This window comes from Flavilitoribacter nigricans DSM 23189 = NBRC 102662 (genome assembly GCF_002646595.1).
Classification (GTDB): Bacteria; Bacteroidota; Bacteroidia; order Chitinophagales; family Saprospiraceae; genus Flavilitoribacter; species Flavilitoribacter nigricans.
The window spans coordinates 65,225-90,351 of sequence record NZ_PDUD01000036.1 but is presented as its reverse complement, the minus strand read 5'-3'; the positions used below and the strand labels follow the sequence as shown (position 1 = coordinate 90,351).

The window sequence follows — 25,127 nt, the reverse complement described above, 5'->3', positions numbered from 1 at the left end:
CCTCAGGGTTCATTCAATAATTCCCCGCACTTTCGGCAATAATCCGCATCGGAAGCGTGCCCTTCCGCGCCGCAAAACCGGCAGGCCTGCGTACTCACTTCCATGCGAGAGTCCCGCACCATCTCGGCGGAAACAATACCCGTGGGCACCGCAATAATGGCGTAACCCAGGATCATCACCACGGCGGAAAGGAACTGTCCGAGTTCCGTTGCCGGCGTAATATCTCCGTAACCGACCGTTGTCAGCGTCACGATGGCCCAGTAAATACTGCGGGGAATACTGGAAAAAGCCGAGCCCTCCCCTCCTTCTACCAGATACATGACCGATCCGATAATGATTACCAGCAAGGTAACGAACATGAGAAAAACGCTGATCTTGACCTGGCTCGCCCGCAGCGCCCGCAGCAGTGTGTTGCCCTCGTTCAGGAAGTGCCCGAGTTTGAAGATCCGGAACACCCGGATCAGCCGGAAGGCCCGGATCACCAGTAGCGACTGGGCGCTGGCCGTAATAAACAGACTGATATAGGCCGGCAGGATCGCCAGCAGGTCGACAATTCCGAAAAAACTGGTGGCGTACCGCATCGGTCGGTAAACACTGTATAGCCGCAACAGATATTCCAGTGTAAAAATGACGGTGAATACCCATTCCAACGCAAAGAATATTTCCCGGTATTTGATGTTGATGTAATCAACACTCTCCAGCATAACGATCAGTACACTGGCCGCGATCAGGATGAGCAATACCACATCGAATAACTTTCCGTAAGGAGTATCCGCTTCAAAAATTATTTCATGGATCTTTTCTCGGGTCGGGGATCTTTTGAACTTATTTCCCTGAGGATTTTTCGGCATGAGTGAGTTTTCTTTATCCTATTTGATGATTTTCTTTTATATTAAGATGGCTTTAGCCTATTTTTGTACATTCATCCCTTAAAATAATAGATATTGTGATTACAGCAGTAATAATTGAAGATGAAATTAACGGGCTCAATAACCTCAAAAATCTCCTGAATGAACATTGTGATGACGTAGATATCATCGGTGAGGCCGGTTCCGTAGCGCAGGGCGTCAGCCTTTTTTCCGATCCGAATATCAAACCAGATGTAGCTTTTTTGGACATTAGTTTACCGGATGGTCTGATCTTTCAGCTTCTGAACCAGATCCGGCCGATCGATTTTGACATCATTTTTGTCACGGCCTACCAGGAATACGCCATCAAGGCCTGCGAATATAGCTCAATTGGTTATATTGTAAAACCCATCGACCCGGATATGCTGCGGGAAGCCGTTTCGCGCATCAAACCCCGGCAGTCCAACCAGACCGATGGCCGGCTGGATATTTTCAACAACTACTACAACAATCCGAATGCCTTTACCAAGATGAGCATCTCCGCTCTGGACGGCATTTATTTTGTCAATATCAAAGATATCGTTCGCTTCGAAGCGGAAGATAACTACACCCACATCTACCTCAACAGTGGCGAGCGGATCACTGCCTCCAAAACCATTAAGGCCTACGAGGATATGTTGTTGCCGTTCAACTTCTACCGCGTGCACAAACGTCACGTTATCAACCTCAACTACATGCGAAAGTTTGTGAAGGGTGACGGCGGATACCTCGTTATGGACGACGATATCAAGATCGAAGTTTCCCGGCGGCGTCGACCGGCCTTTATGGAACAAATGCGCCGTTTGCAGGAAGGGCTGTAAACCAGCTCCCGGCCCCTGACGGCCACCCTTTTGCGGCCCATGCACCCCACGGCATTAGGAGTATTAATAATATCATTGGTTTTTGTGGAAAATTGTGCCGAATTTCGTGCTCCCCGCCGCAAAATGTTTTTGAATGGCTAGTACGGAATTAAAATTATTTCCTATCTTGGGGTGCAATTATAGCTACAGGAACACGTTTACACACTACTGCCAGATTTTTTGGCCTGGGGGGGCACAAAAGAAAAAAATTTGGTTAAATCAAACTTTATTGATCAAGTCCCGCGATTAATTTTGTATTTTCACCACACTATTGAAACAATTTCTTCCCGGGATCATAAAAACGATACTATGGGAAAGTCTAAAAAGAGTCTGGAAGATCTGAAAAAAGATCTGAAAACCCTCCGTAAGAATGATATGAAGAAGATCGTCGGAGGTAAGAACGACAAAAACAAAAAGAAATTCAACAACGGTTGCGGCGGTATTGTACCGCAATAATCTTGAATTTTAAATATAAATGAAGGACTACATTCTCGCATGAATGTAGTCCTTCATTGTTTATTAGCGTATGTTCGGGACCATTTCTTATACAGATGATTTTCAGCAACTGGAGCTCAAACTGCAACAGCAGCAGGATCCCCTGCAGCGGCTCCTGCTGATCGACCAGTTGACCGCCAGGTATGCCTTTACCAATATTCAGCGGGCCGAAGTATTGCTCCAGGAACAGGAACGTATCCTCCGGAACTGTGATTTCCCGGACTTCCTCCTCAATTACCACCTCAACGTGGCTAATATTGAGAACCAGCTCTATCACTACCACTCGGCCGAAGAGCATTTCACGCAAGCTATAGAGCTGCTGGAAGAACGCGGCACCATCAAGCAGCAGGCCGAGGCGGTGATCGACTATACCGGTACCCTCATCAACATGGAACGGATGGATGAGGCGACGGAAATGCTGGAAAAGGCCAACCGGCTGCTGAAACACTTTCCGGAACGCGGGCTCGCCGCCCGTATCGTCTGCCGGGAAGGTTTCGTCTACCTGCACTACGCCAATTATTCGGGTGCGATCGAATTGCTGCTGGAAGCAGACAAACTGATCAATACCCTGGATCGCCCCCTGGAACTCAAGGATTACTATTTCCTCACGCTGATCCACAGTGGTCTCGGTAAGATCTACGAGCGCAACGATGAGCACGAAAAAAGTGTGGAGGCCTACCGCAAAGTGGTCCGCATGTGCGAATCCATGCAAATGCGCACGCGCCTCGCCTGGCACTACCTCAACGTAGGGAATGGCTATCTGGCCATGAGCGACCTGGAGAGCGCCCGCGAATATTTCCACAAGGCCATCAATATCGGCGACGATACCAGCGAACGGGCCAAAGCTTCCGCCTACGCCAACCTCGGCTTTTGCTACTACGAGGAAGAGCGCTACGAAGAAGCCCTGGAGTACTTTGAGCGGGCCGAGTCCATCTACCAGTCCATAACGGCGGATGATTACTACAACCTCTCCATTATCGAGGCCTGGCGGGGGCGCCTGTATTCCGAACTGGGAAAAAAGGAGGAGACGCTGGAACACTTCGCACTGGCTTACAGCTACGCCAGCGCCGCCGAAGACTACCGGCAGCTGTCGAATATCAGCAAGGATATCGCCAACTTTTACGCCGATCAGGAAGATTATAAAAGCGCCTACGAATACCAGCTCCTGTATAATCGCTTCAGTGAACAGTACACCGAGCAGGTCAACAAACGGAAGCAGGTGGAACTGGACGTCAAATACGAAGCCAGCAAGAAGAAACAGGAAGCGGAATTATTGCAATTACAGGCTACCCGCCTGCAACTGAAGGCACTGCGGGCGCAGATGAACCCGCACTTCATGTACAATGCGCTCAATTCCATTCAGAACTTCATTACTTCCCACGATGTATCGTCCGCAGCCAAGTATCTGGCTAAATTTGCCTTGCTGATGCGGCAGAGCCTGGAATATTCGGACCTGGAAATCATCTCCCTGGAAAAGGAGGTACAGTTTCTCGAAGACTACCTGCTGATCAACCAGAAATTGCGTTTTGAAGACCGGATGACCTACGAGATCTTCCTCGACGACGAAATAGAAGAGGATATCCTGGGCGTGCCGACCATGATCGTTCAACCCTACGTAGAAAACGCCATTGAACACGGACTGCGCAGTAAGAAGAACGGTAAGGTGAGTGTCCACTATTCCCTGCTGGACGAAGATACCATCCTCTGTGTAGTTGAGGATAATGGTGTGGGCCGCGAACGGGCCCGCCAGATCCGGCTTCAGGATAGCCGCTATCAAAACCACCGCTCCAAAGGTACCCGGATCACGGAGCAACGCCTTCAGATCCTGAACAACAGCAAGGGCAAAAATGGTCTGGTGACGACCATCGACCTGAAGGACAAAGCCGGGGAAAGCCTGGGCACCCGGGTTGAGATCAAGATCCCGATCATGGAGATCCAGGTGAAGTGATACCGGGCTCTACCGCAATTGCCATTTCTCAGTAACAGATAAATGTTATTCAGCTCCCTTCTTTTTCTGTATGTCTTTCTGCCCGCAGTATTGATCCTGATACTGCTGAGTCCCCGTAGATGGCACAATGGACTGCTGCTGTTCGCCAGTCTGTTCTTCTACGCCTGGGGCGGTGTAAGTTACAGTCTGCTCCTGCTCGGCTCTATCCTCCTCAATTACGCCATTGGACTGGCCATTGATCGCGCGGGCACGCCCATGCGCAAACGAAACTGGCTCATCACCGGTCTGATCGTCAATATCGGGCTACTGGTCATATTCAAATACACCAATTTCTTTCTGGACAACCTCAACCTGTACCTGCCGGCCGCCCAAAGGATCGATTTTAAACCCATTGTACTGCCGCTCGGCATCTCTTTTTTCACCTTCCAGGCCATTTCCTATATCGTTGATGTTTACCAGCACCGAACACCCGTTCAGCGTAAATTGCCCCATCTGGCGCTGTATATTGCCTTTTTTCCCCAGTTGATCGCCGGGCCCATCGTGCGTTACCACGACATTGCCCACCAGATCCGCGCCCGCAGGATGAGCTGGCCGTTGTTTGCTTCCGGCGTAGAACGGTTTATCCTCGGACTGGCTAAAAAAGTACTGCTGGCCAATAATTTTGCCCCGCTGGCGGACGATATTTTTGCGGTAGCTCCCACGGATCTGGATCCACTGAGCGCCTGGATGGGCGTCCTGATGTATACCTTACAGATCTATTTCGACTTTTCGGGTTATTCGGATATGGCGATTGGACTGGGCCGGATGTTCGGCTTTCGCATCCCGGAAAATTTCAATTTCCCCTACATCGCCCGTTCTATCCGGGAATTTTGGCGACGCTGGCATATTTCCCTTTCGCAATGGTTTCGGGATTACCTTTACATCCCGCTCGGCGGTAACCGAAAGGGGAACGGACGCACCTATTTTAATCTCTTTGTGGTCTTTTTGCTTACCGGCCTCTGGCACGGAGCTGCCTGGAACTTTCTGCTTTGGGGACTGTTCCACGGCTTGTTCCTGATCCTGGAACGGCTTGGCCTGGAAAAATGGCTGGAACGGACCGGGCGCTGGAGCGGGCATATCTATACGTTATTGGTGGTAATGCTGGCCTGGGTACTGTTTCGCGCCCCCAATCTGGATCATGCCTGGCATTACTACAGAGCTTTATTCGGGCGGGGAGCGCCTTCCGATACACCTTTTGACCTTGCCTTTTACCTGGGTCCGGAATTTTGGCTGGCCCTCGGTATCGGCTTACTGGCCTGTACGCCGGTCTTTCGGGTTTTAACGAAAATAATGGAAAAGTCATTCCGGGGAAAACCAGTCGACGTCGTTTTCCAGTTGATCACCACCCTGGGCCTGATGCTCATGTTCCTGTACGCGACACTCGAACTGGCGACGGAATCTTATAATCCATTCATCTATTTTCGATTTTGATGCGTAAAAACAGCTAGGATGTTGATTTTAAAAGCTTTATATTCAAACTGATGATCAAAAGGCAAAAGCTAAAGGTCTATCTCCTTCCCATTTTATTCGTCGGACTGATGGTGGCCCACGGACTGGATAGTATTTTCCAGTGGCTACCGGAACCGGATCTGCAGGAAAAGCGGGCCCTCGTGGAAAAACCGGAACTCGATCTCAGTTTCCTCGATCCTTTTCCCGGGGATTACGAGCGTTATTACAATGATCATTTCAACTGGCGCAACTACTACATCCGGGCCGGAGCTTATCTGAATTACCATGCCTTCCGGCAGTCGGCACTTCCCGCCAAGGTGATCATCGGTAAGGATGGATGGCTCTATAAGGCCGGCTTCCAGATGAAAATGTACCAAGGGAAATACCGCTTCAGCCCGCAGGATCTGGAGATTATCCGGGAAGAACTGGAATACCGCAAACAGGTAGTGGAAGCCGGCGGCGGAAAATATTACCTCTGTCTGGCGCCGATGAAACCCCGCATATATCCCGAATTCCTGCCCGATAACGTTCGCAAACTGAACCCGCAGGACTGTGCGCTGCAACTGGTCGACCACCTGAACCGCCATTCCGATATCAGTTATATTGATCTGTTCACTCCTCTGCAGGAGCTGAAGCAAAGGGGCAGCCCATTGCTGTATTTAAAAACCGATCACCACTGGACGGACTACGCCGGCATGCTGGCCGCAAAGGTCATTCTGGATCATCTTCGGCAGGATTTTCCCCAAATTACCGGCATCGATACCTCTATCATTAAATTCAATACGGCTCACTACAACGGTTTGTCGCTGGCCCACATGCTGGGTCTGGACCAGGAAATGACCGAAAATCCGCCGGTATATGACGGTGCGATGCAATTCCGGGCGTTGGACGGCAGCCGCTCCTACCCCATCCCGGCCAAGTTTCCTTTTCCGGAAGAATACTGCATGGTCCGCATTTTACCACAGGCCGATCTGCCTAAGCTGCTAATGGTACGGGAATCTTTCGCCACTCCGTTGATCAAACTCCTCGGCGACCACTTTCGGGAAAGCGTCTTTCTGTTCGACAACTGGAAGCACGAGCTGCACCCGGAGATCATCGAGCAGGAAGCTCCCGATATTTATATTCAGATGATCTGGGAAGGTATGCTCTTCAACCTGTTGCCCCATCCTCCCCGGGAAGCGGGTTGGTAAAACGGGAATTACCCAGGCTGGGTCAGTACCAGCGAATTTTGGTCCGGATCTTTTACGCCGGCACTTTTTCCCTTGTCGTTGGTAGTGATGGGGCCCATACTTTGCCCGCCGTGGGCCAGGGCCAGGGCTACGGCCTGTTTGATATCCGGGACTGAGATCTCCAGTTGATGCCGGTTTTGGGTGGCCGTATTTCCGGCCAGTTCAGCCGGGCAGAATAGCAGTTCCATGCCATTCCAGTCGGCTCGGTAGAGGATCGTTCCGTACAGTTCCTGTTGTTGGAAAGTGAGGCCCAGGAGTTGGGTGTAAAAAGTACACATCGCTTCCATGCGGTGTACGGCGAGGGTGATATTGATCAATTGCATAGGCCAACAGATGCTTTTCTAATGTCGGGAATAAAGGCCGACTTTATTCCCTTCCGTGTCCATGAAAATAGCAAAATAACCGATATCCGGCCCCGGAGCCGTTTTGTCGACCAGTATTCGCCCACAGGGATCTGAAAATTCTGAATAGGGCTGTATTCCATAATTATCCGTTTCTGGTGCAAAATTATTAAGCGGAAAAGCTCGGACATTGTAAAAAAGCGAAAAACTGTCCCTAAGATCCCTGACTAACGTTTGTCTGGGATAAGTTGCGCATATTAAAGGGGGGCCGGTTTCGGAGCGCTTGACCGGCAAGATATCTCCTGCAGGAGATTTTCTCAGTAGGTCTGAGGTATTAAACACTCCGGGCAATAAACTCCTGAATAATCCCCATTTATGAGTAATCTTTTCCCGCCCAGGCTTGTTTAGTAACTGAATGCGAGGGGATTTGGTGACGGGGAGATTTGGAGAGGGGGAGATTTGGAGAGGGGGAGATTTGGAGAGGGGGAGATAGGGGGACGGGGGGACTTGGTGCTTGGATATTTTCAGTAGCAGGATTGCATGGCCGGATCTTTATTCCCATTGATCATTCTTTTTATTTTTAAAAAAACAACTAGCTGAATATGCCAAACAAGCAAGATCATCTACAGACAGCCACGCTTGGAGGGGGCTGCTTCTGGTGTGTAGAAGCCATTTTCGAACAGGTGCAGGGGGTGGATTCCGTGGTTTCCGGTTATTCCGGGGGTACGCAGGAAACGGCGGATTACAAAACCGTTTGCTCCGGTACGACCCAACACGCAGAAGTCGTACAGGTCCACTTTGATCCCAATGAGATCAACTACGGGGAGATCCTGGAGATTTTCTTTGCTACCCACGATCCCACTACGCTCAACCGCCAGGGCAACGACCGGGGGCCTCAGTACCGTTCCGTGATCTTTTACCACAACGAGGAGCAGCGGGCCACAGCTGAAAGTAAAAAGCAGGATTTCGCCCCTACCCTCTGGGACGATCCTATCGTAACGGAGATCAGTGCGTTCGAATCCTTTTTCAGCGCCGAGGATTACCACCAGGGCTATTACGAAGCGACCGGCGATCGCAATCCCTACTGTAGTTTCGTGATCACCCCGAAGGTGAGTAAGTTCCGGAAGCAGTTCGCGCACCGGTTGAAGAATAAAGTAAAGAATTAAACAATGATGGATTAGTTGGGCGGTATATTAATTTTACTCTTTTAGACCTCCCAACTAATGCTTTTCTGATGCGTCTCTTCTTGTTCTTTTCCTATTGCCTTATCCCCATCTTTGCTAATGCTCAGATCATCAATGACAGTTGTCACCAGGCGATCGAGCTTTTTTGTGGTGATGTGCTCTGGGTGAATCTGGATGGAGCAAATAGGGCTACCTCCGAATACTTTGATGATTGTGGCCCCGATGAGGTGGGCGTCTGGTATAAGATAGTGGGAAACGGCGATTATATTCTGGTCTCCTCCTGTTATGAATATAGCCTGAATATCACGGTATATGAAGGGAACTGTGATTCGTTGAATTGCGTACAGCCCATTATACAATTTCCGACCTACCAATGCGATATCGAAGATCAAACGGAGGCGGCATTTCTGTCCGAAGCGGGCAAAACTTATTATATCTACTGTCGGAGCAATACCGTGCTCACTTTTGGCCGCTTACAGATCAGTTGCTACGCTCCCTTATCTAACGATGTTTGTACCCGGGCCAAGCTGATTATTCTGGATAGTACGTACACTTACGATCATCGTTTCGGCACTCCCAGCTATCACCCTACCTGCCTCAATAGCTATTATCAGAATTTTGCCGATGGATGGTATTCTTTTACCGGCAATGGAGGCTATGTTCAATTAGACAAATTTTCCGGTTATAACCTAAGATCCTGCCTGATCAAAGAAGACTGTTCCGGTACGGATTTTGTCAATAAGGAGCTGGTCTCCGGTGATTTTGCCTATCTGACGAAGGAGGGAGTAACTTATTATTTACAGCTTGTCAGTCCTGATCCCGAACCACAATCGTTTCGATTAAGGAGCTTTGAAAAGGCCGGTAACGATATTTGCAGCAATGCCGAACCATTTTTACTGCAGGATACTTTGACGCTTTCTTTTAAGAGCACTATTGCAAGTATCAAGGCCTGTACCAACGATGAAGGTACTTACGATCGATGGTACTATTTTACCGGCAATGACAGCATTTTCACCTTCACCTGGAATCCCTATTCAAGTTTCACAGGTACGAACGTAAAAATACTCACCGGGACCTGCGACAGTCTGGTGTGTGAAACCACAACCCGGGCCAGAAATCAGATCTCGGTACCGACCGTAGCCGGGAAACGCTACTTGGTCAATATCCACAACAGTTTTAGCTATGAACACGACACACCAGTAAAAGTCACTGCGACCATCACCGCTCCCCTAACAAATGACGAGTATACTGGTGCGACTCCGTTACAGCCGGGGGATACTCTTTCTGGGACGCTTGCCTATGCGCTGGAAGACCAGGAGATCAATAATTTGCTTGAAGTGCGGAGTGTATGGTACCGGGTAAAAGGTACCGGAGCGTTTTATTCGGTCACCACCAAAGCCTATTTACAATCATTTGAAAAAATTTTCTATACCGAAAAGAACGGTACCCTGCTTGTAGCTCCTCACATAGATCACACTTATTCTTATCTGAAAAAAGACAGTATTTATTACCTTAATATTACCGGTAACTACGACAGCTGGGTCAATGATTTTGAGATCTTTTTAAATGTTCACCCCGTGGATGAGCATGACGTTTGTTCAGGTGCCATTCCGGTAAGTGTTGCCGATACCATATCCGGCAGGATGTGGGTCACACTCGAAGAAACCTTTGATAGTTGTTCCAGCTATGGTACCCGGCCGGACGTATGGTACCAATTTAATGGAGACGGACAACTAAAAGATCTCGTTTTTGAAAACATCAACAGCGATCTGGTTTTTGGACTTTTCCGGGGCAGCTGTGGATCTCTGGAGTGTATCACACATTGGTTCAATCCCTTGGATGAACCAACTACCAGCAAGCGGGTTTTCTTGGAGCAGGACGTGAGCTATTTTCTCAAAGTACAGGATCGAAAAAACTCCTTCAGGAACCGCATATTTCGTTTTTATTTTGAGGACCTCGGCCCCGCGGCCAATGCCTTGTGTCATAATGCCCAGTTGGTCTCCTGTGGCGATACCGTACGCGCTACCCTAGACCATGTTGCCCCTTGCGATTATGCAGATCCCTGCCTGCAAAAAGAAGAAAGAAGGATATGGTACGAAATGATCGGTCAGGGTGAGTTGGTTAACCTTTCTCTGTCAGCGCCTGGTTACGAACACATTTTTGGTATAGAAATTTACGAAGGCAACTGTTGCAGTCTTCCTAAAGTCGATCCGATTATTGATGAAGAAGGCCGGTTGAACTTTTTAGCAGAAAAAGATAAGAAATACCTTATTGCCGTGAGCACTTCTGCAACCGGATATGGTACGAGGTTTGACTTGCATTTATCTTGCACGCCCCCCAATCAATTCGCCGGGCAATGGGATGAAAAGGCAACAATGGATCTGCAACGGGAAGGTAATAGAAGTCCAGATAGTTGCCCTCTTGAAAGTTTGCCTTGTCCGAATACGATCCAATTAAAAGATGCTCATTTATACAGTCAGGTTTTTGATGCAGGAAAGATTCTTGTATCTAGTGCGGAACTTGGACCGGAAACAAAAGTTCTTTACCGGGCGGGTGAGCGAATCGTACTTCGTCCCGGATTCCAGGTGAAGGCAAATAGCGAATTCAGGGCTTCAATACAAAATTGTTCAGATAATGCTCCAACAATTGTAAGCGAGCATAGCACACTGGATAAAAAAGAAGATCCTGCACCCCAAAACCTCTTTTCTAAAAACTTGGAAGTAGAAGTCTTCCCGAATCCTTTCTCACAAACTACTACTATCCATTTCTTTATCCCTACCCCGGGCCATGCAGGCCTTTACGTATACGACTTTCGGGGCATACGACTTCTCCGGCTATATAATGGCCCCATTGAGGAAGGATGGCATACAACTACACTTGATGGCGGCTTGCTACCCGTGGGCAAATACCTTCTTAATTTGCGAACTTCCCTGGGAGTAATTAACCGACCGATCTCTGTTTTTTAATAATAGAAGGCTTTCAAATGAATTCCGTAAGTCTTTTATCTCTTTTACGGATCATGCTGCCGATTAATTATCATAGTATCAACCAAAGCGGCCTGATTTTGTACGTATCGTAAAATCAAGCCGCTTTTTTTATCTACTTCTCCCTTAATTTTTATTCCTTTGTAGCCGCAGCCGGTTGTTTAACCAGCCGGATACGTAAAAACCAACGGCATACACCTGAGCTCGAACAAGACCTGATAGCCACAAGCTTAAGCTTGGAGTTAAGGTGCCTGCCTTCTGACTACTGTCGACTGCCGTTTCCTCCGGGAAATGGCCGAAACAAACAAGAGGCATGACAATAGGAGTACTCAAAGAGGCCGCGGACAAACGCGTGGCCGTTGTTCCGGATACGGTCAAAAAGCTCAAGGAGCTCAATCTGGACATTCTTATCGAAACGCAAGCTGGGGTCGACGCCTACTTTCCCGACTCCGAATACGAAGAGGCCGGCGCGGCCATCGCTTCCCACCAAGACATCCTGCAAAAAGCCGACGTGCTGATCAGTATCAATCCCCTGGAGGAACCGGAACTGAAAAGCCTGGACAAAGGCAAAATGCTCATTTCCCAATTCCAGCCTTTTTTCGATCACGATGTAGCGGATCGGCTGAACGGTCTCGGATTGCGGGCATTTAGTCTGGATATGATCCCGCGGACCACGCTGGCGCAATCCATGGACGTACTGTCTTCCATGGCTTCCATTGCCGGATACAAGGCGGTGCTGGAGGCGTCCCGTTATCTGCCCCGTTATTTCCCGATGATGATCACTGCGGCCGGTAGTATCCGTCCCGCCAAGATCCTCGTACTGGGTGCGGGTGTAGCCGGGCTCCAGGCGATCGCTACGGCGAAACGACTGGGGGCCCAGGTGGAAGCCTTTGATACCCGCTCGGCCGCCCGGGAGGAAGTAAAGAGTCTCGGCGCCAAATTCATCGAGATCGAAGGTGCCAAGGAAGATACCGGAGCCGGCGGCTACGCCGTGGAGCAATCCGAAGAATTCCTGAAAAGACAACGGGAAGAGGTGCAGAACCGCGCTTCTAAGTCGGATATCATCATCACGACCGCTCAGGTACGCGGACGCAAAGCGCCGATCCTGGTCCCGAAATCGACGGTGGACAATATGCGTCCCGGTTCGGTGATCGTCGACCTGGCCGCTTCTACGGGTGGTAACTGTGAACTGACGGAGGATAATCAGGTAGTCAACCACAACGGCGTGACCATTATCGGCGACTCCAACCTGGCGGCCCTTATGCCGCAGGATGCCAGTGTATTGTACAGCAACAACCTGTTCAACTTCTTCAAAATACTGGTGAAGGACGGTGAGCTGTCGCTGGATATGAACAATGAGATCGTCAGCGGGGCACTGATCACCACCGCACCGGAAACTACTATTAGCGAATAAAAGCTGGCGGTAGCGGGTGATCCGTAGGCACGCACATGGTCACTTTCAAAAACCATTGCGCCGCACTACCCCACCGCTGTCAACCAGTCGATAAGCATTCAATAAACGACATATGGAAAGCGTATACGAGTTTTTTAATCAGAATCTTTTTCTGATTTACCTCCTGATCTTTACCATCATCCTCGGTTTCGAGGTCATTTCCAAAGTACCGACCGTATTGCACACCCCTCTGATGTCGGGTGCCAACGCCATCAGTGGCGTGGTGATCATCGGTGCCATTTTGTTGATCCGTCAGTCGGACCCCAATGATTACCTCGGGCTCGGTTTGGGCTTTCTCGGGGTGATCCTCGGAATGATCAACGTGATCGGTGGCTTTGCGGTGACGGACCGTATGCTGGAAATGTTTAAGCGTAAAAAATAATAACGAGAACCAACATGGCAGTTACTTTTTACATAAATCTCGCATATTTACTGGGTGCAATCGCCTTTGTTTGGGGCCTGCGCCTGCTAAGTACTCCCGATACGGCCCGCCGCGGTAACATCCTGGCGAGTATCGGAATGGGGCTGGCGATCATTGCCGCTATGCTGGCTCCCCTGGAAAATACCAGTAATAATTACGGATGGATCCTGGGCGGCATGGCCGTCGGTGCCGGTATCGGCTGGGTTTCCGCCCGCCGGATCCAGATGACGGCTATGCCGCAGATGGTATCCATGTTCAACGGTCTGGGTGGTGCCTGTGCAGTCGTACTGGCACTGGTCGAGGTCTTCCAGTTCTACGGCGGCGAACGCACGCTGGACTCCGGTCAACTGGTCATCGTATTGTCTACCCTGCTGATTGGCGGTGTGGCCTTTACGGGTAGTTTGCTGGCTTTCGGTAAACTGCAGGGCCTGGTCCGGGATAATACCCTTACCCTGCCCAAACACAATATCATCAACCAGATCATGCTGCTGGTCCTGATCGTAATGGGCGTTATGCTGGTCATTCAGGGACAGGAAGCCGGCCTGACGATGGCCATGATCTTTACCGTACTGGCCCTGATCTACGGTTTTTCCTTTGTGATCCCCATCGGGGGCGCGGATATGCCCGTAGTGATCTCTCTGCTGAACTCCTTCACGGGACTTTCGGCGGCGGCAGCGGGCCTGATCTACGAAAATAACTTCATGCTCGTCGGCGGTATTCTGGTGGGTGCTTCCGGTACCATCCTGACGGTTCTCATGTGTGAGGCCATGAACCGCTCGCTGCTCAACGTACTCATCGGCGGTTTCGGTGGCGGGGGCGGCTCCGCTAAAGGTGCGGACGGCGACCAGGTTGCCAAAGAAGTGAGCATCAACGATGCAGCTATCCAGCTATACTATTCCAATTCGGTGATGTTTGTGCCGGGATACGGTCTGGCCGTGGCGCAGGCCCAGAAAGTCTGTAAGGAAGTGGATGATCTGCTGGAAGCGAACGGTGTGGACGTGAAATACGCCATCCACCCGGTAGCGGGGCGGATGCCCGGCCACATGAACGTACTGCTCGCCGAAGCGGATGTGCCTTATCCCAAACTGCTCGACCTGGACGATGCCAACAGCGCCCTGCCCAATACGGATATGGTGGTGATCGTGGGAGCGAATGACGTGGTCAACCCGGCCGCCTACGATGATCCGGGCAGCCCGATCTACGGTATGCCCGTGCTGAACGTATGGGAGGCGAAAAACGTGATCGTACTGAAGCGAAGTATGAGTACGGGTTACGCCGGTATTCAGAACCCATTGTTCTTCCATGCAAAAAACAGAATGCTTTTCGGAGACGCCAAAGACTCTCTGAATAAGCTGGTTCAGGAACTGAAAAACCTCTAAAAGTGGGTTTTTGAGATTTTTTTAAAAAAAATTCTCCTACCCCTTGACAAATAAAAAAGGGCAGTATTGGATCTCCAATGCTGCCCTTTTTGCTTTTAATCAACTGATAATCAAATACTTAAAAAATAATCAAGACCCAGCCTATATCCAAAAAAGCGACGGTATGGGGGGTGCCCCCACCCCCTACCCCATGAAAATGGGGTTTTGCCCCCCTGGAATGCGCTGTATATTTGTTGTGTAATTAGTTGATACCTCAGTTAGAAAATATTTATCCTTCCTATTCACCTATCAACAAGAAGCGTGTTTACGACGGGACTTGCTATGGCTCCACAGCAAGTCCCATTCTTTTTTTAGGACCTTTCTAAACTACCACTTTTTCCTTTTATAACATTACTTCATACCATTCCGAATAATCTTCCAATAGTTGAGCTACCGGACCGGACTTTATTCCTTTCAATTCATAAAGCGGCAATATATTAGCCCCACCCCGACCAGTCTGAACGATAACCATAAGGTAGAATTCTTCTGAATACCCTCCGTATTGCAGTACTTCTACTTTTTGACCGGGTTTTATATGTTGAGAGAAATCTTTGGATTTTGCCGGAAATGGTAATGGTAAATTATCTTCAAAATAGGCCAGCCAGTTCGCTTCATCCGTTTCGCCGGGAAAGGCTAATAATATGTTTTCTAAGCGTTTTTGCTGATCTTTGGGAAGAGAACTGAATAAATGGCTGTAAAGAATTTTTCTAAAGGCCGCATAAGTTTTTTTAGGATCTTCTTGCTTATTGGGCTTGATAGTTGCAAGATCATTTTCATCTTCTATTTCTAACTGGTTGAACAGGTCAGTACGCAAGCGAACGTAATCGGCCGGCATACGTTTCATGGAGGCGATATCCAAAGTAAGATAGTAAAAGGGAACTCCTTCTTCGTCCAAAAGAGCTTCACTGATGACTCCGGATAAACCTTTCCCGTCAAAAGTATATTCCGCATCGGTTTTGTCATCAAAGGAGTAAATTTCCATACTCCGCCGGATGCAAACGGCAGTGCCGACTGGAAACTTTGGACGGGGGTTTGGTGCAAAATTGGAGATCCCATTATCCCAGAAGTCCCCGCTTAAATCTTCGTCATCAAAAATTTCATCATCAAGATCAAAAGGCGAAAATGCCTCCATTATTTCTCCTTTTATTTTGTGCAATTCCGGCGAGACCCTTCCCGATTTATCCGTTTCCTCCAGCGCTAGCTTCAACCTATCCAGAATACCGAGCATATCCTCCATCATAGGCAGACCCAATCCTTCATCCAGGGAAGCGCCGTAGCGCTCCATGCCGTTTACCATAGTCAGCATATTACCCATCTCGCTATTGCGGAGCTGCTTAATTTCTTTACTTAACCGCTTCTGTTGATTCTTCAACATCTTTAACTGATGCTCAAGTGCAATGATTTGAGAGTCCAGCGAATCAATGGTCGATTCTTCTTTCAGATTTAGTTCAGGTTCATCAAACAATGCTTCCAGATCCAATAACTCCTGAATATCATGAGCTTTGTAAGCAGCGTTAATCTTTTGTTGCAAATGGTGGTATTGTTCAATTTCTTGTTCTTTATTTGCCTTATCCGGATGAAACTTCTTAGATAATCTTAAATATACCTTGCGAATTTCCTGTTGATCCGTAGGATTCGGTTCCACTCTAAAGGAACTGAACATTTCCCGGAATCTGGCCTTTTCTTCAGTTTCCGAATATTCTGAATCCGGCATATCAATGGGGGGCATTTCTACCTGTTGGTCCTTTACCAATCCCTCATATAATTCCTCTATAATGGATTTATCTAAATCATTGATTCGGCGATCGTCAAAAAGCTTATTCACCAATTGCTCGATGTCCTGATTTAAAGTGATCCAGCGCGCTCTGATCTCTTCGGTTTTATTAAAAACCTCACGTTGAATTTCTTCGATCCGGGTCTGATTATTATTCAGTCGGGTCTTCAGACTTTTTAGAGTAGTCTGTGTACGTTTGATCTGCCTTTCCAGCTCGGCTATTTTTTTTTCTTTTTTTAGCGCTTCGGCACTCTTTTCTATCTCCAATTAATTACTCTTTAATTTACAATTGAAATATTATATCCTATTCTCAGGGCATTTGTTCAGACAAAAACTTCAAATAACCATTTTGCCCTCTCTCCTTCCGCCAAAACCTGACCGAACGACGTAAATAATTGAACCCGGAGCTGTAGAAAACTTCGATATTCGGAATGAGATTTCCCCCGAATCGATAATTCTCATTTAGAATGTATGCCTCATCCGCTGCCATTTCTTCCCGCATATCCAGAACTTCGAGAATAGCGTCGATAAGAGCGTGTCGGGCAGGGTTGGTGGATTCAGGCTCGTCCAATTCCTTTCCTTTGGCCAGCTTTTGAAAAAAAGCTTTTAACTGATCATAGGTCAATTCAACGTCCCGGTCATTCAGTTTGGGAAATTCTTTTTTGGTATTCATTACCGCCTGCTCAATGGAAAAAAGGCATGGCTGTAAAAATTCCGGCGGAAAATGGGAGGCGGGCATTATTCTTTAATTTAGATCGGTTTGAAATTTACACCAATTCATCCTCATCCCAACGCGTACGTCCTCTGCTTGCCTTTTCTTTTTTCATTTCTTTCAGATCGAGATAATCCTCCTCTTCACTTTTGCCGAAGCTTTTTTCTTTACCGGAATATCCCATTTTTCTCAATTCCTCCTGAATGGCTTTTTCTTCCCAATCCGAATCATTCACCTGTTCAACCCCCGGAATACCGAAGACGTCAATATAGTGGAACAGAATGCCGATCCCCCACCCCAGCATGGGCCAGTAAAACCACCAGCTTCCCCAGGCAGTAACTGCATTGAGTAAAAAGAAAAAAACACCCATCACGACGAAGGTGGCCAGATGGTTGTAAAACTCTTTTTTCGCTTTTACCCGCTTGGCAGCTTTTTTGTAGGCTTCGGATTCGAGATTGTTCATTGTTACTGGTCTTTTATTTTTTAACGGACAAGTCCGTTTTTTGTTGGAAAGCGCTTCCCAGTAGATATAATGGGGATTTACAAAACTAACAATTTGGGAACTGACTTCAAATGGTTGAGACCTACTTTAGTCATCCATCACGGGCGATTTCAGCGATCTGGCGCTCATTTGACGGCGCTGCGGCCCCCCGACAAAGCTACCGCTGCATTATCTCAGAGAACGGACGACAGCAGGACGGGGATTAAAATATCGTTTTCCGGGAAGGGATAACCCGCATTGATCGAATTTACGCTAGCGGAAGACCGAAGGATCTCCTTTAAAAGGATCCACCCTTATACCTTCTCTCCGGAGGAAGCCGGCATGATCTCACGCCCCAGGCTACCCGTTACGCCTCCCATTGCGGCCAGCAATCCGCCGACCAGACTGGTAAGCACGAAGATCAGGGCCGATGGGAGTCCACCCATCATAGCTCCTAAACGATTACTAAGGATGCCATTATCCAGATAAATGGCGTATCCGCCCCACAATAATAATCCCGCAATTAACGAAGCGGTAAATGCCTGTCTCGGATTCAGCCGGAGTAGCCAGGCCAGGATGGCTGCAATCGGGGTAATGATCCACCAGGGTAGAAATAACTGAAAGATGAATCCCAGAACCAGGAGGCCGGCAAAAAAGAGCAAAAACTTTACCATAACTGTGCACTTTAAATCTGTAGCAAAAAACTTTTTAATGATCAATTCTCTCCACCGGAGGCATTAACCTCCGCCCGCCATTTTCCAGCTTACGGCTCCGGCCGCTTCGCTCTCATCGGGACTATGGTAAAAGTTCAGCTTGTAATATTCTCCTTTACGCCATTTTTCCACCGCATTGTCGTAGAAAGGACTACCGGGATGCCCGGACTGGCCTCCGGGGAAAACACCCCAGGCCTCGATCTCCGACCCCAGTTTCACGATCATCCGCCAGGAAGGACCGTGCGTACCTTTGATCGCATTGATCGCGTCGGCATAACCGCCGACGGAAAGGTAGCCGGTGCCCAGTCCCGGAATGCGGGCCATGTGGGGGATCTCCGTTCCCTTGAACTCGCCCCAGCTGTAATCCGCATCTTCGTACTTTTCGCGCAGGGATTCCGCCGTTTCCAGAAATGCCTGGGTGATCACATCCCGCGCATTTTCCGGCTCGGGAGTATCCTGCCGGTCGAAGATATCGTGGTAGGGATCCTGGTAGATCAATTCCAGAAAACGCCAGGTCTCCGGGTAGGTAACCTCCTGGTTTTCGGCCAGAGCGAAGATCTCGTCAAAGGTCAGTCGGAAGGCAGCCGACAACCAACTGGTAAATACAAAGGCCGGTTTACTGTCTTCTTCAAAGCGAAAATCCCAGGCGGACAGATCGGTGATCATCTGCCGTTCCAGTTCTCCCAGTCCGGTCTGATCCAGCTGGCCGAGCAATGCCGGTACCCCTTCCTCCGCCTTGAGGCTGTAATTATTATTCTGCATGGCCATCATGTCCTCCACCCGGATCTTTTCCATATTGCCCAGCAGTCGGTTGATCAGACGGCCTCGGTAATCATCAAAACCGCCGAGATAGTAGTAGGGATAGGTTGTGTCCGTAGAACGCTGGTTTGCAGATGAAACAAAACCCCGTTCCGGGTTCAGTATCTGCGGCACCTGATCCTTGGGAATGAATCCCTGCCAGGCCTGCGCCGAGGAACTGCCGTCCTGAACGAAACGCCCCTGCTCCTTACGCTTGAGTGGGAACTGGCCGTTGACCTTTATAGCGATATCTCCTTCCCGGCTCGCAAATACGAAATTCTGGGGCGGTGTACTGAAGGTAGTGAGCGCCCGGCTGTAATCTTCGTAGTTTTTGGACCGCATCAGATTGACAAATGTGCCCAGTTCGTGCGAGGGTGCTCCGGCATCCGCGTCGTGGGCTACCCAGCGCATGGCCAGATCCTGGTATTGCGAGTCGTCCGATTCGTAAACGATCGGGCCCCACACGGTATACTTGACCGCTTCCAGTACGGGTTGGTTGCGCCCCAGCACATCGATCTTTTCGGTGCGCGTGACCACCGGCTGCCGTTCGCCGTCCAGCAGGTATTCCGTACGATCGTCATCCGCCCAGAGAATGCGGTACCAGTCCAGTACATCCTGCCCGACATTCGTCTCTCCCCAGGCAATATGTTCGTTAAACCCAATGGCGATCCCCGGGATGCCCGGCAAAGCAACGCCGTAGGCATTAAACTCCGGTGTATGGATCTGAACTTCGAACCAGATCGACGGCAGAGTCAGGCTCAGGTGGGGATCATTGCTGAGGATCGGATGTCCGTCCGCCGTTTTACTGCCCGCTACCGCCCAGTTATTACTGCCGATAAAAGGAGGCGGCTGGGGAATGCCCCGGTGGGAGTAAGACAACATCTCCCGGTCGCTGACCGTATCGGGCGCAATGGCAATAGGTGTAAAATCCCAGGTTTTCGTAGTCGGAATGATCGGGGATTGCCGGGGATTGTTTTCCGGGAAAAGGAAATCGAACATATTCCGGCCCAGGGCAGCCATGGTATTACTAGCGCCCAGATCCTCATTTCGGGCGCAGAGCATTTCCGCCATATTTTTAAAGAACAAGGCGGACTTGATCGGGGTCCAGGGTTCGGGCGTATAGTTCAACAATTTGAATTCCATCGGGTATTCGGCCGGCGACAGCTGTTCGATGTAATCGTTGACGCCCTGGGTGTAGGCTTCCACCCAGGCTTTTTCTTCGGGCGACTGCTGCCAGGCTTCCCAGGCTTTTTCGGCCGCCCAGAGCATTCCCTTTCGCCGCTGCAGCCGGTCTCGCTCCAGCATATTTTCCCCCATGATCTCGGAAAGTCGGCCACCGGCGGCGCGGGCGGAAACATCCATCTGCCACAGCCGGAACTTAGCCGTGATGTATCCCTGCGCGTAAAACGCATCCTCGGTATTACCGGCAAAAATATGGGGGATCTGCCGTTCATCGAAAACCACCTGGACGGGTTCCTTTAATCCCTCCAGAGACATTTCTTCGGACGCCAGTTCGTGCCCGACCGCATTTTGCCAGATACCCGAAAAGGGATTAAAGAAGCTGCCAATGGGTGGAAGTGAACTCCCATAAGGGTGATTCAGACCCAGAGTAAACAGAAGCAGCACGGTCAGCACAAGGGCTATGACGAACTTAATATATCGCATGTTGTTGAGTATTGTCAGCCTGGAACCTGTCTAAAACCCGTTTTTTAGCCGGAAAGCGATCCGCTCCGATGGGCCCGGGCTTCGCCGGAGAATTTCCACCTCCGGTTCTCACCGGTACCATACGCCATCGAAAAAAGAAACCATTCCAGCGGAATACGGAAAATTAAACACGTTCAAATTAAAAACTTATGAAGATGATCAAACCGGGGCCTGCCTGGCCTAAAAATACTATTTTTTGGCTTTCCTTTTTTTTCCTTTTTTTCAGCGCCTGCGGGGAAGGACCTCCGGAAACCATGCCGGTCGTTGAGAAAAAATTCCGCACTACCCCACCCTCCCGCATCTATTTTAAAAATATCCGCAGTACGGCTTATGAGTGGGAGCAGGACCGGGACACCCGAACCGACTACTATCTGCTACGTAAGATCGCTAACCAGAGTCCAAAACCTCAACTTTATCCCGTGATCGCCGATATCTGGATGGAAGACCAGGCCCAGGTCATTTTGCGGAGCGGAGAAAATATCTCTCCGGAGATCCCGGCCGTGGTTTACTGGCAGTCCCGGCAGGATTCCGGGAGCTATCACCTGGATACCCTGAATGCCGGCAATATGTATCGGGTCGGTTTGGGGATTTATGAGTCCCTTCGCAAGTCGCATGCTCTGGAAGTAAGTTTTGCAGATGGTGCGAGAGCGCCACTGTTTAGAGATGCTGCCGAGCGCAATCATTTCCTGATCAGTATGCAGGATTACCTCCGATTAACCGAATTTTATTAAAAAATGGTAAAAAATCAGGCGTTTTATATGTCACATTTTGTCGACCCAAAATCCTTTAAAACCTGCATAAAAAACTAAAAAAAACCAATTTTCAATCAATTACCATGTTACATTTTATTAATAATTCGACAATAATTAATAATTATAATTGTATAACATGGAAATAATCACTCAATATGAAGTAATTGTTAAATGATAAAAAAATACATGCAGTTAAATTACTGATTTACAGATATATACGAATTTAACTCAATTTTTCTATGATTTTTAACCTCCCAAAATGTTGCTTATATAATAAAAACCCTTTATTATTGTACTAATCTTAAAAAGTAGTTTTTGTGTTTATTTGTTTGGGTTAGAGACCCTTGCTTACTAAAGCAAGGGTTTTTTTATTGCTCCTGCCCACCCGGACGATATATTATCCCTAATTTTGGAGGACTTTTGAATATTACCTATCTTTGTAACAATACATTTACAAAATATGGATATTTCCTCCGCGAAGGCTGCCCTGAAGAAGTATTTTGGTTACGATAATTTCCGCCCGATGCAGGCGGACATTATTGAAAATATTCTTCAAAAGCAGGACTGTGTAGTGCTGATGCCCACCGGAGGCGGCAAATCCATTTGTTATCAGATCCCATCGGTCATTTTACCCGGCTGCAGTGTGGTGGTCTCCCCGCTCATCTCCCTGATGAAAGACCAGGTTGAGGGATTGCGGTCCAACGGTATTAAGGCCTCCTTTCTCAACAGTTCGCTCAACAGCAGTGAACAAAGACTCGTGGAGGAAGAATTCTTTCAGTCCCAGATCGATCTGCTGTACGTGTCGCCGGAAAAGCTGCTCTCCCAGGAATTCTTTCCCTTGCTGAAACGCGCCAATGTGAATTTATTCGCCATCGACGAAGCGCACTGTATTTCCTCCTGGGGCCATGATTTCCGTCCGGAATACACGCAACTGGGATTTCTCAAACGGCAATTTCCCGATATCCCGGTAGTTGCACTGACGGCTACGGCCGATAAGATCACCCGCAGGGATATCATGGATAAACTCCAACTGGAGGATCCCCAGCTGTTCATCGCTTCGTTTGACCGGCCCAATCTGAGCCTGGAAGTTCGCCCCGGTCAGAAGCGCCTGGAACAGATCCTGGCCTTTATCGCCCAGCGGCCCAAAGACAGTGGGATCATCTACTGCCTGAGCCGCAAGCGCACCGAGGAAATGGCCGCAAAACTGAATGACCGCGGGTTCCGGGCAGCGCACTACCACGCCGGTATGTCTCCCGCCGACCGCGATCAGGTGCAGGAGGATTTTATCAATGATAACATCCCGATCATCTGCGCTACGATTGCCTTCGGAATGGGTATCGACAAATCTAATGTCCGCTGGATCATCCACTATAACCTGCCCAAAAATATCGAAGGCTACTACCAGGAGATCGGACGGGCCGGGCGGGACGGCGCCAAAGCCGCTACCCTCCTATTCTACAGCTTTGCGGATGTAAGCCTGATGCAGGATATCATCCAGAAGAACGAAAGCGAAAACACGGAGGTCCAGCTCGCCAAACTCGAACGCATGCAGCAGTACGCCGAATCCCTGGCCTGCCGCCGCCGGATACTGCTGAATTATTTCGGCGAAGATCTCAATGAGAACTGTGGCAACTGCGACATCTGTAAAAACCCGCCGGAGTATATCGATGGTACCGTTATCGCCCAGAAAGCCCTTTCCGCCGTCTACCGCCTCAAGGAACAGGTCGGCGTCAACATGCTGATCAATGTGCTGAGAGCTTCGGGCCGACGCGAGATCATGGAAAGAGGATACGATAAAATTAAAACGTACGGTGCCGGCCGGGATATTCCCTTTGTGGAATGGCGGGATTATATGCACCAGTTGATCAACCTGGGTTATCTCGAAGTTGCCCACGATCAACACAATGTGCTGAAGCTTACGCCCGCCAGTAAACGGGCCCTATTTGATCAGGAAGCGGTCCAGCTCGTGAAGATGACCACCGTAAAGGAGCGGCTCAAAGCGGAAAAGGCCAAAGCCAAGGCCAGTGCGCCCAAGAGCACGCGTCAGCGTACCCGGGACGAATTGTTCGAAGAGCTCCGCCAGTTGCGCAAACGCCTCGCCCAGGAGCGCGGAATACCGCCCTATCTGGTGTTTTCCGATGCCACACTGGAGGAAATGTCCGCTACCCGTGCGATGAACGATCTGGATATGCAACGGGTATCGGGGGTCGGTCAGCGGAAACTGCAGTTGTACGGAGACGAATTCCAGGAAGCCATCCGGGATTACGTTCGCCGGAACAGCAATCACATTTCCGGCAGTACAGTACTGGTCACCTACGATTTTTACAAGGAAAACCTATCGATCGAAGAGATCGCCCGCGAGCGCAATCTTTCCCCGGCTACCGTTTACAGTCATCTGGAGGAGTTGATCAAGAACGGATACGAAGTCGATATTTATCGCTACATCTCCAAGGAAGAGGCCGAACGGGTCTGGAAATCCCGGAAATACGTGGAGCAACCGGCCCGGCTAAAGGATCTTTACGAACTAATGAACCGGGAAATCCCCTACGAAAAGATCCGTCTGGCACTGGCGTATTCCAAATAATCAATAACTCATCCGCTTACTTTTCTTTTTTTTCTTCCTGTGACAATTGCAGCTGTTTCGGGGAAATGCCGAATGCGTCTTTAAATTCCTTAATAAAATAGGACACATTTTCGTAACCCACGGCAAAAGCCAGATCGGCAACGCTGGAGGATTGTTCCTCCAACAGGCTACGGGCCTTTTCCAGCCTTTTTTGTTTGATCCACTTTTGCGGCGTGGTGGCAAAAAACTGTTTAAAGTCCCGCCGAAAGCTGCTCGGGCTGCGGCCGGTGAGATAGGCATAGTCTTCGATCTTCAACGGTTTATCGAAGTTTTGCTGCATGAAATGGCGGATATTCCGCTTTTTCGGCAACGTAAGTCGGAACAGGAAATCGGCAAACTGCCGGCTGGGAACCTGTCCGTTGAGCAGATGGAGCAGCTCGAGTATCTTCAGGTCAAGAAACTGCTTTTGCCGGATCCCGTTCTGTTGATAAATGCCGAGTAGCGACCGGGCAAAAAGGGAAATGGCGGGCGGCGCCTTGCATTTCAGATGGGTCGGGATCCGATCCCGATTAAACTCATCGACCCGCGAAACGGATAAGAACTCCTGGATGATCCGATCGTCGAAATAAAAAAGCAGACTTCCAAAGGCTCCTGCTTCGGGCAGGAGATCGGAAATGTAATACAGTCCGCGGGGAATAAACAATATCTCCCCGGCCTGCACCCGGATGGTCTCGTCATCAAAGGTGCGCAGGTGTTGCTCGCCGGCCAGCAGCAGGGAGATGACATGATTGGAGATATAGCCTTCCCGTTCCCGGATAGGTTCGGTAAGTTTTTTTTGCAGGATGCAGACATTACCATCCCGCAGGATGACCTGTACCTGCGGATCACTGAATAAGCGTTGCGGTATAATGATCATACCCCA

20 protein-coding genes are annotated in these 25,127 nt (G+C 49.3%); 12 read left to right on the top strand and 8 right to left on the bottom strand.

Annotated features, from left to right (window positions below; all coding sequences use genetic code 11):
- Positions 1-2: 2 nt before the first annotated feature.
- Positions 3-851 carry an ion transporter gene (locus CRP01_RS30125; RefSeq protein WP_099153785.1) on the bottom strand — a complete coding sequence of 283 codons (849 nt, stop codon included), beginning with the start codon at positions 849-851 and terminating at the stop codon, positions 3-5.
- A gap of 95 nt (positions 852-946) precedes the next feature.
- On the opposite strand from CRP01_RS30125, the gene CRP01_RS30120 reads away from it, so the two are divergent.
- The 5 genes from CRP01_RS30120 (at position 947) to CRP01_RS30105 (ending at position 6,868) form a co-directional block, all read left to right on the top strand.
- Positions 947-1,708, top strand: a complete 762-nt coding sequence (locus CRP01_RS30120) for a LytR/AlgR family response regulator transcription factor (protein ID WP_099153784.1) — start codon at positions 947-949, stop codon at positions 1,706-1,708.
- A gap of 348 nt (positions 1,709-2,056) precedes the next feature.
- Positions 2,057-2,203 carry a hypothetical protein gene (locus CRP01_RS42520; protein ID WP_170110604.1) on the top strand — a complete coding sequence of 49 codons (147 nt, stop codon included), beginning with the start codon at positions 2,057-2,059 and terminating at the stop codon, positions 2,201-2,203.
- 70 nt (positions 2,204-2,273) lie between these two features.
- Positions 2,274-4,190 carry a tetratricopeptide repeat protein gene (locus CRP01_RS30115; protein ID WP_099153783.1) on the top strand — a complete coding sequence of 639 codons (1,917 nt, stop codon included), beginning with the start codon at positions 2,274-2,276 and terminating at the stop codon, positions 4,188-4,190.
- Positions 4,191-4,232: 42 nt separating this feature from the next.
- On the top strand, positions 4,233-5,660 hold the full coding sequence (locus CRP01_RS30110) for an MBOAT family O-acyltransferase (RefSeq protein WP_099153782.1): 1,428 nt from the start codon (positions 4,233-4,235) through the stop codon (positions 5,658-5,660).
- Between the two features lie 50 nt (positions 5,661-5,710).
- On the top strand, positions 5,711-6,868 hold the full coding sequence (locus tag CRP01_RS30105) for an alginate O-acetyltransferase AlgX-related protein (RefSeq protein WP_099153781.1): 1,158 nt from the start codon (positions 5,711-5,713) through the stop codon (positions 6,866-6,868).
- An 8-nt stretch (positions 6,869-6,876) separates the two neighbouring features.
- Here CRP01_RS30105 and CRP01_RS30100 read toward each other — a convergent pair whose 3' ends face one another.
- The gene (locus CRP01_RS30100; protein ID WP_099153780.1) at positions 6,877-7,230 is read right to left on the bottom strand and encodes a VOC family protein; all 354 of its coding nucleotides are present in this window, start codon (positions 7,228-7,230) and stop codon (positions 6,877-6,879) included.
- A gap of 620 nt (positions 7,231-7,850) precedes the next feature.
- Between CRP01_RS30100 and msrA the strand changes: the two genes are divergently transcribed.
- The 5 genes from msrA to CRP01_RS30075 all read left to right on the top strand — a co-directional run bounded on the left by msrA (position 7,851) and on the right by CRP01_RS30075 (position 14,669).
- A complete protein-coding gene (gene msrA / locus CRP01_RS30095) occupies positions 7,851-8,414 on the top strand; it encodes a peptide-methionine (S)-S-oxide reductase MsrA (protein ID WP_099153779.1) in 564 nt (187 codons plus the stop codon).
- Positions 8,415-8,482: 68 nt separating this feature from the next.
- Positions 8,483-11,398, top strand: coding sequence for a T9SS type A sorting domain-containing protein (locus tag CRP01_RS30090; protein ID WP_099153778.1), 2,916 nt, complete (start codon positions 8,483-8,485; stop codon positions 11,396-11,398).
- A 331-nt stretch (positions 11,399-11,729) separates the two neighbouring features.
- Complete coding sequence (locus CRP01_RS30085) at positions 11,730-12,830, top strand: Re/Si-specific NAD(P)(+) transhydrogenase subunit alpha (RefSeq protein ID WP_099153777.1); 1,101 nt, start codon at positions 11,730-11,732, stop codon at positions 12,828-12,830.
- A 112-nt stretch (positions 12,831-12,942) separates the two neighbouring features.
- Positions 12,943-13,251: an NAD(P) transhydrogenase subunit alpha gene (locus CRP01_RS30080; protein ID WP_099153776.1), complete on the top strand. Its 309-nt coding sequence runs from the start codon at positions 12,943-12,945 to the stop codon at positions 13,249-13,251.
- A 14-nt stretch (positions 13,252-13,265) separates the two neighbouring features.
- Positions 13,266-14,669 carry an NAD(P)(+) transhydrogenase (Re/Si-specific) subunit beta gene (locus CRP01_RS30075; protein WP_099153775.1) on the top strand — a complete coding sequence of 468 codons (1,404 nt, stop codon included), beginning with the start codon at positions 13,266-13,268 and terminating at the stop codon, positions 14,667-14,669.
- 382 nt (positions 14,670-15,051) lie between these two features.
- On the opposite strand, the gene CRP01_RS30065 is transcribed toward CRP01_RS30075, so the two are convergent.
- From CRP01_RS30065 to CRP01_RS30045, 5 genes are all read right to left on the bottom strand, one after another.
- Positions 15,052-16,749 (bottom strand): coiled-coil domain-containing protein, encoded by a 1,698-nt coding sequence (locus tag CRP01_RS30065; protein ID WP_099153773.1) that lies wholly within the window; start codon positions 16,747-16,749, stop codon positions 15,052-15,054.
- A gap of 43 nt (positions 16,750-16,792) precedes the next feature.
- Complete coding sequence (locus CRP01_RS30060; protein ID WP_143473590.1) at positions 16,793-17,155, bottom strand: hypothetical protein; 363 nt, start codon at positions 17,153-17,155, stop codon at positions 16,793-16,795.
- A 94-nt stretch (positions 17,156-17,249) separates the two neighbouring features.
- Complete coding sequence (locus tag CRP01_RS30055) at positions 17,250-17,657, bottom strand: 2TM domain-containing protein (RefSeq protein WP_099153771.1); 408 nt, start codon at positions 17,655-17,657, stop codon at positions 17,250-17,252.
- Between the two features lie 332 nt (positions 17,658-17,989).
- Positions 17,990-18,349, bottom strand: a complete 360-nt coding sequence (locus CRP01_RS30050; RefSeq protein ID WP_099153770.1) for a hypothetical protein — start codon at positions 18,347-18,349, stop codon at positions 17,990-17,992.
- Between the two features lie 63 nt (positions 18,350-18,412).
- On the bottom strand, positions 18,413-20,851 hold the full coding sequence (locus CRP01_RS30045) for a penicillin acylase family protein (RefSeq protein WP_099153769.1): 2,439 nt from the start codon (positions 20,849-20,851) through the stop codon (positions 18,413-18,415).
- Between the two features lie 188 nt (positions 20,852-21,039).
- On the opposite strand from CRP01_RS30045, the gene CRP01_RS30040 reads away from it, so the two are divergent.
- Complete coding sequence (locus tag CRP01_RS30040; RefSeq protein WP_099153768.1) at positions 21,040-21,621, top strand: hypothetical protein; 582 nt, start codon at positions 21,040-21,042, stop codon at positions 21,619-21,621.
- Positions 21,622-22,102: 481 nt separating this feature from the next.
- A complete protein-coding gene (gene recQ, locus CRP01_RS30035; protein ID WP_099153767.1) occupies positions 22,103-24,226 on the top strand; it encodes a DNA helicase RecQ in 2,124 nt (707 codons plus the stop codon).
- A 16-nt stretch (positions 24,227-24,242) separates the two neighbouring features.
- Here recQ and CRP01_RS30030 read toward each other — a convergent pair whose 3' ends face one another.
- A complete protein-coding gene (locus CRP01_RS30030; RefSeq protein WP_099153766.1) occupies positions 24,243-25,121 on the bottom strand; it encodes a helix-turn-helix transcriptional regulator in 879 nt (292 codons plus the stop codon).
- Between the last annotated feature and the right edge of the window lie 6 nt (positions 25,122-25,127).

Bases quoted from the DNA above. Each gene is read 5' to 3' on its own strand.
- CRP01_RS30125 (WP_099153785.1), bottom strand. From the start codon at position 851: ATGCCGAAAAATCCTCAGGGAAATAAGTTCAAAAGATCCCCGACCCGA.
- CRP01_RS42520 (WP_170110604.1), top strand. From the start codon at position 2,057: ATGGGAAAGTCTAAAAAGAGTCTGGAAGATCTGAAAAAAGATCTGAAA.
- CRP01_RS30115 (WP_099153783.1), top strand. From the start codon at position 2,274: ATGTTCGGGACCATTTCTTATACAGATGATTTTCAGCAACTGGAGCTC.
- CRP01_RS30110 (WP_099153782.1), top strand. From the start codon at position 4,233: ATGTTATTCAGCTCCCTTCTTTTTCTGTATGTCTTTCTGCCCGCAGTA.
- CRP01_RS30105 (WP_099153781.1), top strand. From the start codon at position 5,711: ATGATCAAAAGGCAAAAGCTAAAGGTCTATCTCCTTCCCATTTTATTC.
- CRP01_RS30100 (WP_099153780.1), bottom strand. From the start codon at position 7,230: ATGCAATTGATCAATATCACCCTCGCCGTACACCGCATGGAAGCGATG.
- msrA (WP_099153779.1), top strand. From the start codon at position 7,851: ATGCCAAACAAGCAAGATCATCTACAGACAGCCACGCTTGGAGGGGGC.
- CRP01_RS30090 (WP_099153778.1), top strand. From the start codon at position 8,483: ATGCGTCTCTTCTTGTTCTTTTCCTATTGCCTTATCCCCATCTTTGCT.
- CRP01_RS30085 (WP_099153777.1), top strand. From the start codon at position 11,730: ATGACAATAGGAGTACTCAAAGAGGCCGCGGACAAACGCGTGGCCGTT.
- CRP01_RS30080 (WP_099153776.1), top strand. From the start codon at position 12,943: ATGGAAAGCGTATACGAGTTTTTTAATCAGAATCTTTTTCTGATTTAC.
- CRP01_RS30075 (WP_099153775.1), top strand. From the start codon at position 13,266: ATGGCAGTTACTTTTTACATAAATCTCGCATATTTACTGGGTGCAATC.
- CRP01_RS30060 (WP_143473590.1), bottom strand. From the start codon at position 17,155: ATGAATACCAAAAAAGAATTTCCCAAACTGAATGACCGGGACGTTGAA.
- CRP01_RS30055 (WP_099153771.1), bottom strand. From the start codon at position 17,657: ATGAACAATCTCGAATCCGAAGCCTACAAAAAAGCTGCCAAGCGGGTA.
- CRP01_RS30050 (WP_099153770.1), bottom strand. From the start codon at position 18,349: ATGGTAAAGTTTTTGCTCTTTTTTGCCGGCCTCCTGGTTCTGGGATTC.
- CRP01_RS30045 (WP_099153769.1), bottom strand. From the start codon at position 20,851: ATGCGATATATTAAGTTCGTCATAGCCCTTGTGCTGACCGTGCTGCTT.
- CRP01_RS30040 (WP_099153768.1), top strand. From the start codon at position 21,040: ATGAAGATGATCAAACCGGGGCCTGCCTGGCCTAAAAATACTATTTTT.
- recQ (WP_099153767.1), top strand. From the start codon at position 22,103: ATGGATATTTCCTCCGCGAAGGCTGCCCTGAAGAAGTATTTTGGTTAC.
- CRP01_RS30030 (WP_099153766.1), bottom strand. From the start codon at position 25,121: ATGATCATTATACCGCAACGCTTATTCAGTGATCCGCAGGTACAGGTC.